A 16511-nucleotide genomic window follows, 5' to 3' on the forward strand; every position below is an offset into this window, starting at 1 on the left:
CGCACGGAAGAAAAGACGGTCCGAGATTAGAAATTCAGGACCCAATGTCGGAAGAAAAGAAAGGGAGACCCGCACCCAATCTGTTCATTTTGGATTTCCCCCCCCCCCCCCCCCCCCCGGCCGCGGGCTCGCACGGAGGCGAGCCCGTCGGCGCTTGCGGGGGGCATCAGTCCGCCGTGCCGTACCTGAGTCCGTCGAAGGTGAGGTCGAGGAGGCGTTCGGCCTGCTCGCGCTCCTCGGGCTTTCCCGAGGCAAGGGCGACGCCGGTGAGAGCGGCGAACATGACGGCCGGGCTGACGTCCGACCGGATGGCCCCAGCGGCCCTCGCGGCGTCCATGAGCAAGGTGAGGGCGGTCATGATCAGCTCGCGGCTGTGGGCGTAGGGGTTGACGCCGGAGTCGACGACGGCGCGGAGGGCCTCTGCCATCCCCAGTTTCGCGGTGGCGTAGTCGATGAAGCGCCCCATCCAGGCGCGGAGCGCCTCGCGTGGCGGCATGGCCGCCAGGAGTTCGCCGGCGGCGTCGCACAGCCGGCTCAGCTCGTTGCGATAGGCGGCCTCGATCAGCGCCTCCCGAGTGGGAAAGTTCCGGTAGAGAGTGCCCGAGCCCACGCCCGCTTCCTTGGCGATGCGCTCAAGGTGCGCCTCCAGCCCTTCCTCGGCGAAGACGCGCACGGCCGCGGAGAGGATCTTCTCCCGGTTGCGCCGCGCGTCGGCCCGCAGCGGTCGCCCGGTGTCTGCAGTCACGGGATGGCCCTTCCTCGTCAGAAGTAAGTGGCGGCGCCTCCACTCTTGCTAAGTGGCGGCGCCTCCACTTACATTCGGAGAACCGGCGGCGCCTCCACTTACGAGTGTAGAGCACATACCGCCGTCGTCCGCAGGGTGCGGGCGAACCACTCAGAGGAGAAAACGATGAGCCTCCCTCTCGAAGGCAAGGTCGCCGTCATCACCGGCGGCGCGTCCGGCGTCGGCCTGGGCATCGCCCAGGAACTCGTGGACCAGGGCGCCCGCGTGGTCATCACCGACCTGCAGCAGAAGCCGCTGGACGAGGCCGTCGCCACGGTCGGCCCGAACTCCTCGGGCATCGTCGCCGACGTCACCAAGCTCGCCGACATGGAGGCGATGTACCAGGAGGTCATCGCGCGCCACGGACGCCTCGACGCGGTCGTGGCCAACGCCGGCATCGGCGCCCACGCCCCGCTCGGCGCAATCACCGAGGAGCAGTTCGAGCGGACCTTCAACGTCAACGCCAAGGGCGTCCTGTTCACCATCCAGCCGGCGATCCCGCTGCTGCCGACCGGCGGCACGGTCGTCATCATCGGCTCGACCGCCTCCATCCAGCCCCCGGCCGCCATGAGCCTGTACGGCGGCGCCAAGGCCGCCGTACGCGCCTTCATCCGCTCCTGGATCCAGGACATCAAGGGCACCGGCATCCGCATGAACGTCCTCAGCCCAGGCGCCGTGGACACCGAGTCCCTGCGCCGCGCCCTCGGCATGGCGCAGGGCGCCGACGCCGTTGCCGCCGCGGTCCAGAAAATGGGCGAAGGCAACCCCACCGGCCGGATCGCCGACCCCCGCGAGATGGGCAAGGCCGTGGCCTTCCTCTCCGGCGACGCCTCCAGCTTCATCACCGGCGTCGAACTCTTCGCCGACGGCGGCATGGCCCAGGTCTGAGCGGCCAAGCAGTCGCGCGCCCGGCGACCGGGCCCGCCTGGCGCGCGTCACCCCGGCCGCCATCCCCTTCCCGGGCCCCGGTTTCGACCGGGCTCCTCCCGCCGACCCGCACACGCCCGCGAGCCCCCACCCTCTCTATCGGGGTTAGGCCAGGCCTCCCCGCACACCGCTCACACTCCGCCGGCCCTGGAGGACCGGCACCGGACCCCGCCATGTGGACAACGCAGCGCTTCCCTGCCGCCGTACCGCTGACTTCGTCCGCCCAATCGCCAGCCACGCCGCAGCGCAGCAGCCGGGCGGCGTTCGGCATCATGATCGTGCTGGTCGGGCAGCTGATGCTCACCCTCGACGGCACGGTCGTCGACGCGCCCTGCCCCGCATCGGCACTGGTCTCAACCTGAGCCCGTCCGCGTCAACGCCTGCACCCTCGCCTGCGGCGGGGCTGATGCTGACGGGCGGTCGGCTCGGAGACACCTACGGCCGGCGTCGCGTCTTCTTCAAGGCCTGAGCGTCTTCACCGCTACTCGGCGGCTTCGCCGGAGTGCCGACCTGCTGATCGCCGCCCGCACGGCGCAGTGCACCGGAGACCGCCTGGTTCTGACTGAGCAGCACCGAGCCGTAGGGCACACCCCTGTCCGCCTCGGATTCAACACTCCGTGGCAGAGGAGCGTATTCCACAGTGAACGTCGTCTCATGCGCACTCGGCGGACCGTCGTCGCCCGGCGGGCCGCCGGACACGCAGATTGGTTGGCCCGCGCCGTGTCCGAACAGCCCTCACCCGTGGATCCCGACAGGAAGTCCCGTCATCCGTCCCTTCCGGTCCGTGTGAAGGGCGCGTCGGGTGTGTCACGCCGTCAGCTGCTCGGCACGGCCGGCGCCACCGGAATGCTGCTCGGCGCCGCGGGCGGGGTGGCGGGGCACGCAGCGGCCGCACCCGGGAACGTCACGCCGCTCACCGCGCTCGGCTCCGACCGGTCACCGTTTCACGGCACGTATCAGTCCGGCATCACCAGTGAACTTCAGTCACGCGGTCATCTCCTCTCGTTCGATCTCGCGGCCGGAGCCGGCCGCAGGGAGGCCGCCGCACTGATGCGCCGGTGGTCGGCGACGGCCGCGCGGCTCATGGCGGGCGAGCCGGCCGGTGACGGGAACCTCGACGTGGCCCGGGATGCGGGGCCTTCCTCGCTGACGGTCACCTTCGGCTTCGGTCACTCCTTCTTCGACCGGACGGGACTGCGGCGTCAGCGGCCCCGCGCGCTGGACCCGCTGCCCGACTTCTCCTCCGACCGGCTCGACAAGGCCCGCAGCAACGGCGACCTGTGGGTGCAGATCGGCGCGAACGACGCGCTGGTCGCCTTCAACGCCATGCGCGTGATCCAGCGGAACGCGGGCTCCGCCGCCCGTGTGCGCTGGCAGATGAGCGGCTTCAACCGTTCCCCGGGCGCCACCGTCCGTCCCATGACGGCCCGCAACCTGATGGGCCAGATCGACGGCACCCGCAATCCGCGCCCGGGCGACGACACATTCGAGAAGAGCGTCTTCGTCCCCGCCGACGGCGAGCCGGACTGGATGGCGAACGGCTCCTACGTCGTTGTGCGCCGCATCCGCATGCTGCTCGACGACTGGGAGAAACTGTCGCGCGAGGACCAGGAGAAGGTCATCGGGCGGCGCAAGTCCGACGGGGCGCCCCTGACCGGGGGCACCGAGACCACCGCGATGGAACTGGAGAAGACCGACGCCGACGGAAACCTCGTCGTCCCCATCAACGCCCACGCCCGGGTCAGCCGGCCCGACTACAACCAGGGCGCGACCATGGTACGCCGCATGTTCTCCTACCACGACGGCCATGACAAGGACGGCAAGCAGGACGCGGGCATGCTGTTCATCTGCTGGCAGGCGGACCCCTTGCGCGGCTTCGTACCGGTGCAGCGCCATCTGGACCGCGGCGACGCGCTGTCGCAGTACATCCGGCACGAGGCGAGCGGCCTGTACGCGGTTCCGGGCGGGGCGGCGGACGGCGAGTACGTGGGACAGCGACTGCTGGAGGCATGAGCCACACACAGCGTCGGACGCCGCCGTGGAACCCGCTCGCACCATCCGTAAGCGGAGTCGTCCGCTCCAGCCCTCGGTGGACCGACGCGGTACGGGAGGGCGTGTGCAACTGCGCCGCTCAGGTTCCGTGCTGGAGTACTGGCGGGGCAGGCCGTCGCGGGACGACGTCGGTTCGGCGCCGCTGCTCTGCCGCAAGGGTGGTCCGCGGCCCACGGGACTTACGCAAGCCGAGGTCGAGCGGGCTACGCCGGGGCCGGTGGGTGCAGAAGATCAGGTCAGGGAGTGATGCGTTCCTCCACGGATCTGCTGATGCGGCTGACGGACCTGCTGTGCGTGCTGCCGGACCAGGACCGCATCGCCTACCTGAACCTGTACGGCGGCGAGCCGATCCATCCGGCCGCGCCGCCGTCCGTAGACGCTGCCGGCCGAGGCTCGCGACCTCCTGCTGGACGAGCCCCCCGTCCGCTGCGGCATCCCCGGCGTGGAGAGGGGACGGCGCACGTGACGGACGCGCACACCTCCGGCGACGTGCCCCTCACCGTGCTGTTCCGGTCCGCCGCGCAGACCTCGTCCGATGTCCAAGGAAACGTGATGCATGTCTTACTGCCCGATGACCCGGTATTCCTCGCTCGGTTCTTCATGCTCGACAAGCCCTTCGCCGAACTGGACGGCCTGTACGCGGAGTGGATCGGCGCAAAGCGGGCCAACGTGGTGCGCACCGCCTACGACAGCTGGACGGACCTCGCGCGGCTCCTGCCCCCCGTCCTGCAGTGGGCATTCCCTGTCGATGGGGGAGGCCCGCAGGGTTACACCCTGGTCGACCCGCTGGGCCGTCGGCTGCCGAGCATGTACATCCTTGAGGACGGAGACGGTCATCTGGAGCGGCTGGTGGCCTGCCTGCGTATGCTGTCCGGGGCTCAGGTGTGGGACGCCGACGATCCGCTCACTTTGGCCCTGAACGATCTGGCCGAGACCTACACCGACTGGGTCGATGGCCTCCGCCGCGTGGTAGGGGTGCTGAGCCTCCATGTTCCGCCGCCCCTGCTGGAGATCTTCCGGAGTGCCGCTCCGGCCGGGCCGAACCTGGCGCTCGCTCTCGACGCCGACCAGGCCGACAGCTACCGTGAGTTGTCCTCGCGGATCGTGTACGCTCTCAGCGCCGGTGACCAACTGGGCTGCACCATGCACCAAATGCTCTACGTCCCGTGAGCTGCGGCTGTTCTCCCGCACTTCGTTACTCGACATCTCGAAGCGTGGATAACGGCCGCGCCCGGGAAGAACCGCAAGTCAGCAGGACGAGTGACCTGCGTGTTCAACGCCAGGCTGAGACGAACGTCAGCAAGGGCAAGCGCCACACCGGCCGCAGTTCCGTACTCGTTGATTCCGGTGCACGGATACGGCATCGCCACGGGGCAATGGAGGCGCGGATGCTCGACTCCCACGGGACAGGTACGGCCCCGCTGATGCCCGCCAGCGCGGCCATCCGCCACGGCGCGCGGCCGGTCCTTCTCGCCGAGACCACCGTCTACCGCGCCGCGTGAGGAGAGCACGTTGCGCTCCTGAACGACCGCTCTGCCCCAGCCGTGGCCGGTCTGAGGCACGGACGCCGCCACCCGGCCGGTCCCCGCCGCGCGCTATCGCGTCCGCGCCCTGCGACCTCTCCTACCGAGTGCCGTACTTGACCGTCCACTTCTGATTGCCCGACCCGTTGCACGGCGCAATCGACTCGACAGGCCGAGGGCAAGGGTGCCGATGTATGCGGCGGTACGCCTCAACAACGGGTTGTCCGATCTGGGATCGCCAGCGGATGTGGACGCTTCTCCCCTCAGCGGGAGCAGCTGCGCTCACCTCCCACAACGGCGCCTGACAGCAACTGGTTCGATACACAGGTGTGTCGGCGCTCCGTTGGATACCTCGGCACTGCGCGCGCAGCGGAAGGCTTCCCCGGCCTTGCACGAGGTGGCGGTGGCTGGTTCTCGAGGGCCCTCCCGGCCGGGCCGGATGTCGCGAGAGGCACCGAATCGGAGCGGAGAGTCCCGGCCCGGTCGCGTTCCCCTGTCGTCGACCTGCGCCGGTCCTGGCGTACCGGTGGTCCAACAGCTTGTCGGGGTCCGCCGGAGGGAAGGCCGGACACTGATGCGCGGGACGGCTGATGACGGCTGCTGTGCCGTCCGTGGTGCCGGGCTCGGGGCGTTGAGCCACGTGACGCAGGTCATACCGAAGACGATCCGCACGGGTGCGCGGACGCCGGTGACGGTCACGGACGCACTGCGACGGACCAGCCCGGGTTGTAGGTGCCGGGAACCTGCCACACCGGCCAGTCCTTTGCCCAGCTCGGCGGCTGCGTCCGGCGCAGCACCACGGCGTCGGGCAGGCCGAGGGCGGTCATGGCCTCCGATCCGCAGCCGGCCGTGTACGCGATGGGAATGGCCAGGCTGTTCCCTCTGATGGTGCACGGAGCACGCACTCCGTGCTCGGCGAGCACTTCCGCGATCAGCGGCCAGTCCGAGCGGGCCCGTTGCTGAATCTCGGCATGGGTGTGGGCGAGCAGCACCTGCACGATCACATGGCTGACGATCACTACGGTGAGGACAGTGGCGAGGAGTCGCGAGGTGCGAGCGCGGTCCGTCAGGGCGAGAAGGCCGACGGCGGCGGGAAGCGCCAGCAGGGCGTAGCTGGGAAACAGGAAGCGGGGTGCGGCATAGGGCACCAGGAACAGATAGGGCAGGGCCACCGCCAGGGCGACGGCCACGGCCAGCTGAAGCGGGGCCGGACGGCGCATGGTCCGCAGACCGAGGGCGGCCAGCGCGGGCAGCAGGACCCACCACAGGAAGACCGGGGAATCGATGCCGTCGCTTGTGCACGGGCGGCAGAGCAACGGGCCGTCGAGCGCCGTGAAGTGATCGTCCAGCGACAGGACGGGCTGCATACGACCCTGTATGTCGCTTGCTTCGGCAAGTCGTTGCGCAACCCCGCCGAACCGGATGTAAGCCTCGACGATCCATGGCACGGCACCCGCAGCGGCCCCTGCGGCAACCGCCGCGATGCGGCCCCAGCCGCGCCACAAGGGCACGATCGAGGCGGCGAGCACCAGCGGTACAGCCAAGGCCGCTCCGTCATTGGGGCGCATGAGTGTCACCACCGCCACGCCCGCCGCCACGCCCACGCACCGCGAACGCAGAAAGCACCCCACCGCTCCGCACGTGCCCATGGCGGCGTAATGGTTCGGCATGGCGGAATTGGCGTAGAACAGCACGGCCCACAAGCTCGCGTACGTTCCCGCCCCGGCCCACACCGCGGCAGGGCGGCGCACGACCCTCAGCCACGGGCAAAAGCCCAGGTAGAGCGCACCGGCCGCCAGCAGCGCCATCCAGATGCGCAGCAGTACCGTCGACCCGCTCCACGAGGCGACCGGGAACAGCAACAAGGGCACGCCGCGCGTCCTGGGCGCGCTGAAGGGGACGCCCGGTCCGAAGGGACCGAAGCGGGAGGCGTAGACGATCTCGTCCCAGCCGAGCGGCAGGGTGAGGGGAACCAGAGCCGCCGACAGCAGGAGGAAGGCCAGGCAGACGGCCACCAGCCTCCGGTGGGCCCGGCGGCCGGGCCGGAGCACCGTCGGAACGGGGATACTCAGCAAAGTCCTCCTCATCAGCGGCTCGGCAGTCAGCGGGAGTGGGTGCTGTGCCCACGCGGCAGGGGCACAGCACCTACGCCCTCGCGCCAGGGAACAGCACCCACTCGCACAACGGACTCCGCCGGGAACTGGTTCAGTCCACCGTTTGTCGGCGACGTCCCGGAACGCCGTACCGGGCGCTCACTCCGGAACGTCACCGGTTTTGTCGACGATGGCGGTCTTGAGGAGAGCCGAGCTGTCCAGGAGCGTTCCGGCCTTCGCATAGGACGCGTCCTTGGTCAGACGCGTGCGGTGACCGAGGTAGGCGTAGTCCTCCTTGTTGAAGACCCACTCGGTGACGACGCCGTTCTTCTCGTCGCTCCGGGCGATGCCCAGGCCCTGGCGGCCGAGGGCGTCCGCGGCCTGCGGGGCCTCGGTGACGCCGGGGATCTTCGCCGCCGCCCGATAGAGGGCGGCGGCGGTACGCGGTGGCATCACACGGTCGAGGAGATCCCCGATCTGCTCGAAGACGGCCTGGTCGCGTTCCCTGTCGTCGGTCTGCGGGGTCTTGGCGTAGAGGTGGTCCAGCAGCTTGTCGGGGTCGGTCGGCAGGGAGCCGAGCCACTCATAGGTGGGTCGGCTGAACCCGGCCGGTGTACCGGCCGTGTCCCCGAGCTCGGCGTTGAGGCGTGTGGTCTCGCCGTCGGTCCGGATGACGCCCTGCGTCCTGACGGGCTCGGGGTTCTGGGAGAGCCACAGTTCGTAGTCGTGCAGCGGGCCGACGACGGCCTTGCCACTGGAGAGATCGGCCTCGCGGACCTTGGCCATCACGTAGGAGAACTGATCGTCCCGCACAGTGGGGGCGTCACGCTTTCCAGCAGCGTCGGAGATCTGGTGCAGGAGGGCGGACACGGGCTGCATGTCCGCGGTCGTACTGGAGGACGTGCCGGCGGCCGGCTCGTTGAGGGCGATTCCCGCGGTCACGATGCCGGCCAGGGCCAGCGCGGTCACTGGCGCCAGGAATACGGGGCGCAGCAGCCGGCGGGCCGGCCGGGCGGGGGTGGTGGCCTGGTCACGGTCGATGTGTCGCATCAGGATGTCCTTGTGATGGAGGTGCTGCTCGCGCGGAAGGTCCCAGTCGGCCGGGGCCGGCAGCAGACGGGCGATCTCGTCACGCTCGTCGGACGGCTCGGGGGAAGCGGAGTTCGTCCTGCCGTTCATGTGAGTTCCTTCCGCGCGGGCACGGCCGCGAACGCGGCCGCACTTGTCATCTCTCCGCGGGCGGTGGGCGGTTCCATGTTCTCCTCGGTGAGCCGGGCGAGCTTCTTGCGGGCGCGGGAGAGACGGGACCGCACAGTGCCGACGGAGAGGCCCAGGGCCTCCGCCGTCTGCCGGTAGTCCAGGCCCGACCACACACACAGGGCGAGCACCTCCCGCTCATGGCGCCGCAGCCGGCCGAGGGACGCCTGGACGGCCCGCAGCCGGCGCACGTCGTCGATGCGCCCGACCGCCTGCGGCGCGAAGTCCTCCATGGGGGCGGGTCGGGGCTGACGGGCCAGGAACAGCTGCCGTCGGCGCACGCCACGCCGGACGTTGTCCGCCTTGTGGGTGGCGATGCCGAGCAGCCACGGCAGCAGGGTGCCACCGTCCTCCAAAACCTTGGCGCGGTTGCGCCACGCGGCCAGGAACGTCTCGGACATGATGTCCTCGGCCGTCGACCAGTCACCGGTCATCCGCAGCGCATGGTTGTACACAACGTCGGCGAACTCCTCGTACAGTTGGGCGAACGCCTCGCGGTCGCCCCCACGTACACGGCGCCGCACGTCGTTGTCTGAGTCCTTCACACCCTGTTCTCTCCGTGACACCACATGCATTCCAGTGACCTACGTCACGTGCGACGGCGGCCGGACGCTGTCTGGCGAGAGCAGTACAAGCAGTCTGCGTCGCGGTGCTTCGCCACGTCGGCCGCCCTCATGCACGACTGCCGCGACAGCCCAGGGACCCCGCCAACACCAGCTCACCCTGGTGGCGCGCTGCCACGGCAGTAGCCTGCCCGACCCTCAAGGCATACCTGTTCGAGTGCCAGCGGGAGAGTTCTCGATCAGGCGGAAACGGACGCGAACGTCACCGGGTCGATGCCGGCGAGCGGCTGCGGGGAGCCCACCGGCGTCTTGGAGACAGTGGCCTTCGAGGCGGGACGGCCTCGGCGGGACCGGCGACCGCTTCACCGTGTTGATGGAGCGCGTCGCCACCACTGCCCACAGCTGGATGGCTAATTCACGACGAACGCCTCTGCCTCGCACTTCTTGACCCACTTCGCCTTGCTTTCCGGGGGGAGCCCCTCCTCGAAGGCGAAGACGCCGGGCTCGTCGGGTGTCGCCTGGACCTTCAGGCCATGGGCCCGCATACATGCCAGCCATTTGTCGTACTTATCATGATATTCAGGGTCATTCCGGGCGGCCCGTTCGGGAAGGGTCTCGGGCTCCTTGCCGCCGCACACCTTGTTTGCGGCCCTGATCTTCGCCGGGTCCTCCTCGAGGATCCCCTTGTAGGTGCCCTCGTACTCACCCCCGTGGTTCTTCGCCATCTTCAGGCCCTGCTTCGCCAAACAGTCGTAATAGACCTGAACCAGCCTCCATTCCTCCTCCTCAGACGTGTCGGGGCGAATGAGAGGCCGTTCGGCCTTCGCCGGCTGCCCCGGCTCCTTCGTGCCGTCGCCCGGCTCGTCCTCTCGGGTCACGCTCGCGACGTCCTTGCTTCCGGCCTCGCCGGACGACTCCGAATCCCCGTCGCAGGCCGTGAGCAGGGTGAGCGAGGTCAGCGCGATGAGCACGGTGAGCACGGTGAGGCGACGGACGAGACCGGTCGGGCGGGGCCGGGTGATGGTGTGCATGGTGGGATCAACTCCTGCTGTCGGGACCTCATCAGAAGGCGGATCGGTGGTTCAGGTAGTGGCCAGCGCCGTTGTGGGCGACAGCCGGGAGGCGCGGACCGCCGGGTACACGCCGGCCATGACGCCGATGAGCACAGCGCCGCAGAATCCTCCGGCCACCGCCTCCAGGGGGATCACAGCAGGCCAATCACGGAAGGCCGCGTAGCCGACGGTCGCCAGTACGCCGACGACGACGCCGGTGAGTCCGCCGAGGCCGGACAGCACGACCGATTCGGTCAGGAACTGTCCCCGAATCTGCCCCCGGTTGGCGCCCAGGGCGCGTCGCAGTCCGATCTCGCGGCGGCGTTCGAGCACCGAGATCACCATGGTGTTGGCGACTCCGATGCCGCCGACGAGCAGCGCCAGGCCGGCCAGACCGACGAACAGTCCGGAGAACGTGGCTTCGGCGGAGCGCTTGGCCGCCAGGGCGTCCGACGGTCGGCTGACCAGGACGACGCTCGGTGACCGAGGGTTGACGGTGGCGGGGAGGACCGCGCGTACGTCCTCGATCGCGTCCTCGTCCGCCTGGATGAACAGTTGTGTCGGACGGCCGTCGAAGTTGAGGTGTTCGCGCGCGGCGTCCCAGCCGACCAGGACGGCCCGGTCGAGGTCCGGGGCCAACGGCACGGCATGCAGGATCCCGGCCACACTGAACCAACGGTCGCCGATCAGGACCAGTTGCGGCGGCTCGCCGGGGCGCACCTCGGGAAAGCCCAGGCGGGCCGCGGAGGACGCGCCGAGAACAACGGTGGGCAGTCGTTCGGTGGCTTCGGTGAGGAACTGGCCCGAGCGGACCTTCCCGTTGACCACGCGGAGCAGGTCGGGCCGGGCGGCCAGTACCGTCAGGCCGGACTCGTCGAGCGGGCCGAGCCGGTCCGAACGCCGGACCTTCACATGAGCGTTGGCCACCGCGGTAACGGCCTTGACGGGGCCGATGCGGTCCACCATCACGACCGACTCGGCCGGGAACGAGACAGGGGCACCGTTCTCACCCGCCTTCCCGTCGGCGACCGCCTGGAGCCGGTCGGTGCCCAGGGCGGTCAGTTCCGCCTCGAGGGCCGTCTGGCTGGAGGCCGGGATGCCGGTGACCACGATCATCGTGGCGATGCCGATGGAGATGCCGACGGCGGACAGCACCGCGCGCATCCGCCGGGACAGGACGCCGACCAGGCCCAGGCGGAGCAGGTCGGCCGGGGAGAGCCTGACCGGCCGGTGCCACGGGGTCTCGGGTCGGTCCGTCGAGGCGGCGGTGGTCCCGTGCCGCAGAGCGGTGGACCGGTGTCGCAGGCGGGCCCTCACGAGGTGATCCCATCGGCGTCGGTGCGGTCCGCAGGGAGCACTCCGGCCGCCACCGAACCGGTCTCGCTCTGGTCGGCGACGATGCGTCCGTCCTGGATCTGCACCCGTCGGGGCAGGCTCGCGGCGATGTCCCGGTCGTGCGTGATGAGCGCGATGGTGGTCCCCTCCTCATTGAGCCGGGTGAGCAGTTCGAGCACCGCGACACCGTTCGCGGTGTCCAGCGCGCCGGTCGGCTCGTCGGCGAGGACCAGCGCGGGTTCGTGAACGAGGGCCCGTGCGATGGCCACCCGCTGGCGTTCACCGCCGGAGAGTTGGTGCGGCAGGTGGTCCGCGCGGTGGGCGAGACCCACCCGCCCCAGAGCCGCGCGGGCCAGGGGCCCCCTGCGTTTGCTCGGTACTCCGGCGTAGAGAAGGCCCGTGGCCACATTCTCGGTGGCGGACATCCCGTCGGTCAGGTGGAACTGCTGGAAGACGAAACCGAGCCAGCGTCCGCGCAGTGCGGACAGTTGCCGGTCGGGCAGGGTGGTGACGTCGTGTCCGGCGATGACGACGGCGCCGCTGGTCGGCTGTTCAAGGGTGCCCATGATGTTCAGCAGGGTGGATTTGCCCGAGCCGGACGGCCCGACGATGGCGAGAAACTCACCGTCCTGGATCTCCAGGGACACGCCGGCAAGCGCCCGTACCCCGCCCGCGTACTCGACCACCACGTCCCGGACCGACAGCACCGCCGTCATGACGCGGTCACCACCCGGACGCCCTCGGCGATCCCGTCGCCGCTGACCTCCACCATGCCCTTGGCGATCAGTCCGGTCCGTACGGCGACCAGTGTGCCGTCGGCCCGCTGCAGCCCGTAGCCGCCCTCGCGCAGTGCGAGCAGCGCGGTCAGCGGTACGGCAAGTACGCCGGCTCGGGTCTCGGAGCCGAACTCGACCTGGACGGGGGCGGAGTGGAACCTGCCTGCCTTGCCGGGGTTCTTGAACGTGACCGTCACGGTCACACGCAGTTCCCCGGGCAGTCCCGGCTCGGACGCTCCCTTGGCCGATCTGCTGATGGAAGCCACCTCGGCGGTGGCGCTCTCGCCGCCCGGGAGCCGTACGTTCACCGCGTCTCCCCGCTGGACGTCGCCCACCTCGCCGGCGTTGATGTCGACCGTCACCGCCCTGGTGGTGGAGGTGACCCGCAGCAGGCCGCCCTCGGCCGGGTCACCGGGCTGGACGTCGGCCCCCTCCACCCGTACGGCATTCCGGAACACCACCACGTCACCGGGCTCGATCACACCGGTGGCAGGCACACCGAGGGAGGTCTGCCAGCGCTTGATGGCGTTGATCAGCGACTGGGTGAGCACGCCGTCCTCGGACCGGACCTTGACCGGGCCGGTAGCGAGCCTCTGCTCCGTGGACGTACCGGAGCCCGAGTGGCTGCCCGGTCCCGTGCCGCGTTCCGGGGACCCGGTCCCGGACGCGGGCGGGCCGGACGGACCTGTCGAGGACCGCTCCTCCGTCTCGGAGGAACTCTTTCCCGCCGCTGCGTTCCGCTCGCCGCCCGGTCCGGCAGGGCCGCCCGGTCCGGCAGGGCCGCCCGGTCCGGCAGGGCCGGTCGAAGGGAGGGGGCCGGTGACGGTCTGACCGGGGACGGGCTGCGGACCGATCTCGTAGCCCAGGGCCCGCAGGTTGTCGGCGATCACCCGGACGTCACGTCCCACGGTGTTCGGCACCTCGAGCCGCCGGTACATCGGCACGCTGCCGTAGAAGACCGTCACGGGCCGGTCGTCGACGCGGTACAGCGGCTCACCACGGGACACCTTGGTGCCCGATGCCGCCAGCCAGGTCACCGTGCCGTTTCCGATGCCGTTGACGGTGCGCGGTGTGCCGTAGCCGAGAACACCGTCGAGGATGCGCGTGTCGGTAAGGTCGGTGCGGATCACCTTGGTCGTCCTGCTCCTGGGCTCGGGCTCGGTCGTCGCGGTATCGGACCCGGACTTCCAGGGGGCCGCGACGGCGACGCCCGCCCCTGTCAGCGTCAGCACGGTCAGGGCCACCGCCGTTCGGATGCGTCGGCGGCGCCTCCGCGGGGCGGCGTGTGCCCCGCTCCGCGCCGGCTCTACAGGCTGCACGTCCACGGCCGGTCCGGTCTCCACGGCCGGTCCGGTCTCCGTTTCCCCGCCGGTCACCGAAGGGGCTCCTCAGCGCGACGGGGCGTGTGGCCGAATCCGGTGGCGGGCGCTGCGGCTCGGTTCATTTGTGGTGGCTCCCGGTCGGTGCGTGCCGCCGGGGGAGATGGAGGCACCCGGTGGCCTTCCATCACCGGAGGCGGGCCTGCTCCCGCCCGGTGACTGGAGCAGACGGTGCCAGACTGGAATCACTGAGGTTTCAACGAGATGTAGCGAAATCGTCAGCATGCCGGCCAGGTCCGGCACTCGTCCTATAGTCGCCACCATGAACGCGCACATCCTGGTCGCGGAGGACGACGTCAGACAGGCCCAGGTACTGCGCATGTACCTGGAGTCGGAGGGGCACCGGGCGACGGTCGTGCACGACGGGCGGGATGCGGTGGACACCGCGCGCAGGCTGCGGCCCGACCTGCTGGTACTGGACGTGATGATGCCGAAGGTCGACGGCCACGACGTGTGCCGGATCCTGCGCCAGGAGTCGGACATCCCGGTGCTGATGGTGACGGCGCGATCCGACGAGGACGACCTGCTGCTCGGTCTGGACCTCGGCGCCGACGACTACATGACCAAGCCCTACAGCCCGCGTGAGCTGATGGCCCGGATCCGTACGCTGCTGCGCCGGGTGGCGCGTACGCCGCCGTCGGACGACGGTGTGCTGCGAGTGGGTCCGATCACGGTGGACCCGCTTCGGCACGAGGTGATGGGCCCCTCGGGCAGTCCGGTCGTCTGCACCCGGGGGGAGTTCGCGGTGCTGGCGGCCCTGGCCGCCGAGCCCGGCCGGGTGTTCACCCGCAGGCAACTGCTCGACCGGACCCGGGGGTGGGAAACCTCGGCGTCCGAACGGGTCATCGACATGGACGTGATGCATCTGCGGAAGAAGCTGGAACCGGACCCTCGCCGCCCGGAGTACCTGGTCACCGTCCACGGGATCGGGTACAAGCTGACGCCGGGCCGTCGCCCCGTGGAGCGCGGCGTTGGACCTCGTTAGGGTCCGGCCGCGCTGGGGCCTGTTCGCCCGTCTGCTCACCGCCTCGCTGCTGGTGGCCGTGTGCGCGGTGGCCGCGACGACCTGGCTCGCCGTCACCGGCACCTCCCGGGCCCTCCGCACGCAGCAGGGACAGTCGTTGCGGGACGACACCCGTGTCTACGACACCCTCATCGAGTACGCGGCGACGCACACCGACTGGGGCGGGGTACAGGATCTGGTCGTCGACCTCGCGGAGCGAACCGGCAGGGCGGTCACCGTGACCACGGCGGCACGCACCCGCATCGCCGGCTCGGAGCCGCATGTCCGACTGCCGTACCGGCCGACCGCACTCCTCGACCCGTTGCGGCTGGACCCGGTCCTGTCCGACGCCGGGCCGATCGATCCGCGCGCGGTGGGCCCCTTCCTGCTGCCGGCGAGGGACCGCGAAAAGCTGCGGGTCACCGCGGACCGGATCGCCAGTTGTCTGCGGGGCAGAGGCGTCACCGCCGACGTCACCACCCTGCCGAGCGGGCGCCCTGCGATACGGCCCAGCCTGGCGGATGGGAGCGTCACGTGTGATGCGCACCTGCTGTGGAAGCCCCTGCCGTTGGAGCGGCTGCCGCTGGCCCAGGTCAACGAGCTCGCCACTGACTGCATGAAGCGAAGGGGCAGGGAAGGTGTCAAGGTCAACGTGGACTTCTCCTGGAGCCTTATCGGAAAGGGGCCGGAGAATTCCGACCGTGCAGCCCAGGAGTGCGTCACCGAGGCCCGGCGCGAGCAACTGGGCTCCTATGTCTCGCCGCCCGTGCTTCTGTTCGTCGGCGACCGCGACGGTCCGGACACCTCGGGCTTCCACCTGTCCACAGAGAACGTGACGCGCATCGCCGGAGCTGCGGCCCTGGTTCTCGCCGTCGCCGCCGCCGTCACCACTCTGGTGGGCCGGAGGCTGGTGCGTCCCCTGCGCAGCCTGATCAAGGCGGCCGAGCATCCCGCCGACGAGACCGTACGTGTCCCGGTGACGACACGGGACGAGATCGGCCGCCTGGCTGCGGCGTTCAATGACCTCACCGATCGCAGGGAGCGACTCGAACAGCAACGCAAGTCGCTCGTCGGCGACGTGGCGCACGAACTGCGCACCCCGTTGACCAACATGCGTAGTTGGCTGGAGGCGGGCCAGGACGGCCTCACCCCGGTCGACGGGGACCTGCTGGCGCTTCTGTTGGAGGAGGCGTTGCTGTTGCAGCACATCATCGACGATCTGCGGGATCTCGCGGCCGCGGACGCGCGGACTCTGGTGCTGCACCGTGAACCGTTGTACGTGCGGGATCTGCTGGAGCAGGTGGTGTCGGCACACCGGGGCACGGCCGATCCGGCCGGTGTCGAATTGCGCATCGAGACTGCGGGGCGACTGGAGGCGGATGCCGACCGGATGCGGCTGCGCCAAATAATCAGCAACCTCGTGTGCAACGCGATCAGGCACACGCCCAGTGGTGGTCGTGTCGTGCTGCGTGCCCGCAGGGAGGGCGGTGATCTGGTGGCGGAGGTCGCCGACTCGGGCGCCGGGATCGATCCGGCGGATCTCGGCAGCGTCTTCGATCGTTTCTGGCGGGCGGACAAGTCGCGCAGCCGGCAGACCGGCGGTAGCGGTCTGGGGCTGGCCATCGTCCGCAAACTGGCCGAGGCGCACGGCGGTTCGGTCTCGGTGGAGAGCAAACCCGGTGCCGGGTCCGTGTTCACCGTCCGATTGCCGCAGCAGTGACGCGGGGCGTGGAAGCGGGGCCCGGACCGGCTGTCCCCCTCAATCCG

General features: G+C 70.1%; 14 protein-coding genes. 6 read left to right on the plus strand and 8 right to left on the minus strand.

Annotation, left to right across the window (positions count from 1 at the left end):
* Positions 1 to 166: 166 nt before the first annotated feature.
* Positions 167 to 745, minus strand: a complete 579-nt coding sequence (locus ACZ44S_RS23340; RefSeq protein WP_466932033.1) for a TetR/AcrR family transcriptional regulator — start codon at positions 743 to 745, stop codon at positions 167 to 169.
* A 165-nt stretch (positions 746 to 910) separates the two neighbouring features.
* Here ACZ44S_RS23340 and ACZ44S_RS23345 point away from each other — a divergent pair, with 165 nt between their 5' ends.
* The 4 genes from ACZ44S_RS23345 (at position 911) to ACZ44S_RS23360 (ending at position 4933) form a co-directional block, all read left to right on the plus strand.
* Positions 911 to 1672 carry an SDR family NAD(P)-dependent oxidoreductase gene (locus tag ACZ44S_RS23345; protein WP_466932035.1) on the plus strand — a complete coding sequence of 254 codons (762 nt, stop codon included), beginning with the start codon at positions 911 to 913 and terminating at the stop codon, positions 1670 to 1672.
* 212 nt (positions 1673 to 1884) lie between these two features.
* Positions 1885 to 2073: a hypothetical protein gene (locus ACZ44S_RS23350; RefSeq protein WP_466932037.1), complete on the plus strand. Its 189-nt coding sequence runs from the start codon at positions 1885 to 1887 to the stop codon at positions 2071 to 2073.
* A gap of 292 nt (positions 2074 to 2365) precedes the next feature.
* Complete coding sequence (gene efeB / locus ACZ44S_RS23355; protein WP_466932039.1) at positions 2366 to 3724, plus strand: iron uptake transporter deferrochelatase/peroxidase subunit; 1359 nt, start codon at positions 2366 to 2368, stop codon at positions 3722 to 3724.
* 309 nt (positions 3725 to 4033) lie between these two features.
* Complete coding sequence (locus tag ACZ44S_RS23360) at positions 4034 to 4933, plus strand: hypothetical protein (protein ID WP_466932041.1); 900 nt, start codon at positions 4034 to 4036, stop codon at positions 4931 to 4933.
* Between the two features lie 1048 nt (positions 4934 to 5981).
* Here ACZ44S_RS23360 and ACZ44S_RS23365 read toward each other — a convergent pair.
* The 7 genes from ACZ44S_RS23365 to ACZ44S_RS23395 all read right to left on the minus strand — a co-directional run bounded on the left by ACZ44S_RS23365 (position 5982) and on the right by ACZ44S_RS23395 (position 13738).
* On the minus strand, positions 5982 to 7361 hold the full coding sequence (locus ACZ44S_RS23365) for a hypothetical protein (protein ID WP_466932043.1): 1380 nt from the start codon (positions 7359 to 7361) through the stop codon (positions 5982 to 5984).
* A gap of 177 nt (positions 7362 to 7538) precedes the next feature.
* Entirely contained in the window at positions 7539 to 8558 is a 1020-nt protein-coding gene (locus ACZ44S_RS23370) for a CU044_5270 family protein (RefSeq protein ID WP_466932044.1), read from the minus strand.
* Positions 8555 to 9160 (minus strand): RNA polymerase sigma factor, encoded by a 606-nt coding sequence (locus ACZ44S_RS23375; protein WP_466932234.1) that lies wholly within the window; start codon positions 9158 to 9160, stop codon positions 8555 to 8557. The genes ACZ44S_RS23370 and ACZ44S_RS23375 overlap by 4 nt, the downstream gene beginning before the upstream one ends.
* A 449-nt stretch (positions 9161 to 9609) precedes the next feature.
* Positions 9610 to 10170 (minus strand): hypothetical protein, encoded by a 561-nt coding sequence (locus ACZ44S_RS23380; protein WP_466932046.1) that lies wholly within the window; start codon positions 10168 to 10170, stop codon positions 9610 to 9612.
* A 111-nt stretch (positions 10171 to 10281) separates the two neighbouring features.
* Complete coding sequence (locus tag ACZ44S_RS23385; RefSeq protein ID WP_466932049.1) at positions 10282 to 11568, minus strand: ABC transporter permease; 1287 nt, start codon at positions 11566 to 11568, stop codon at positions 10282 to 10284.
* Positions 11565 to 12302: an ABC transporter ATP-binding protein gene (locus ACZ44S_RS23390; RefSeq protein ID WP_466932051.1), complete on the minus strand. Its 738-nt coding sequence runs from the start codon at positions 12300 to 12302 to the stop codon at positions 11565 to 11567. Before ACZ44S_RS23390 ends, ACZ44S_RS23385 begins: the two co-directional genes overlap by 4 nt.
* Positions 12299 to 13738, minus strand: a complete 1440-nt coding sequence (locus ACZ44S_RS23395; RefSeq protein ID WP_466932053.1) for an efflux RND transporter periplasmic adaptor subunit — start codon at positions 13736 to 13738, stop codon at positions 12299 to 12301. The genes ACZ44S_RS23390 and ACZ44S_RS23395 overlap by 4 nt, the downstream gene beginning before the upstream one ends.
* 265 nt (positions 13739 to 14003) lie before the next feature.
* On the opposite strand from ACZ44S_RS23395, the gene ACZ44S_RS23400 reads away from it, so the two are divergent.
* Together ACZ44S_RS23400 and ACZ44S_RS23405 are read left to right on the plus strand one after the other, a co-directional pair.
* Positions 14004 to 14726, plus strand: a complete 723-nt coding sequence (locus tag ACZ44S_RS23400) for a response regulator transcription factor (protein WP_466932055.1) — start codon at positions 14004 to 14006, stop codon at positions 14724 to 14726.
* Positions 14713 to 16464 carry a sensor histidine kinase gene (locus ACZ44S_RS23405; RefSeq protein WP_466932057.1) on the plus strand — a complete coding sequence of 584 codons (1752 nt, stop codon included), beginning with the start codon at positions 14713 to 14715 and terminating at the stop codon, positions 16462 to 16464. The genes ACZ44S_RS23400 and ACZ44S_RS23405 overlap by 14 nt, the downstream gene beginning before the upstream one ends.
* Positions 16465 to 16511: the final 47 nt, after the last annotated feature.

The sequence above is a fragment of the Streptomyces malachitofuscus genome (genome assembly GCF_055571035.1).

Coding starts and splice junctions, on each gene's coding strand:
- ACZ44S_RS23370 (WP_466932044.1), bottom strand. CDS start 8,558: ATGAACGGCAGGACGAACTCCGCTTCCCCCGAGCCGTCCGACGAGCGT.
- ACZ44S_RS23400 (WP_466932055.1), top strand. CDS start 14,004: ATGAACGCGCACATCCTGGTCGCGGAGGACGACGTCAGACAGGCCCAG.
- ACZ44S_RS23350 (WP_466932037.1), top strand. CDS start 1,885: ATGTGGACAACGCAGCGCTTCCCTGCCGCCGTACCGCTGACTTCGTCC.
- ACZ44S_RS23390 (WP_466932051.1), bottom strand. CDS start 12,302: ATGACGGCGGTGCTGTCGGTCCGGGACGTGGTGGTCGAGTACGCGGGC.
- ACZ44S_RS23345 (WP_466932035.1), top strand. CDS start 911: ATGAGCCTCCCTCTCGAAGGCAAGGTCGCCGTCATCACCGGCGGCGCG.
- ACZ44S_RS23360 (WP_466932041.1), top strand. CDS start 4,034: ATGCGGCTGACGGACCTGCTGTGCGTGCTGCCGGACCAGGACCGCATC.
- efeB (WP_466932039.1), top strand. CDS start 2,366: ATGCGCACTCGGCGGACCGTCGTCGCCCGGCGGGCCGCCGGACACGCA.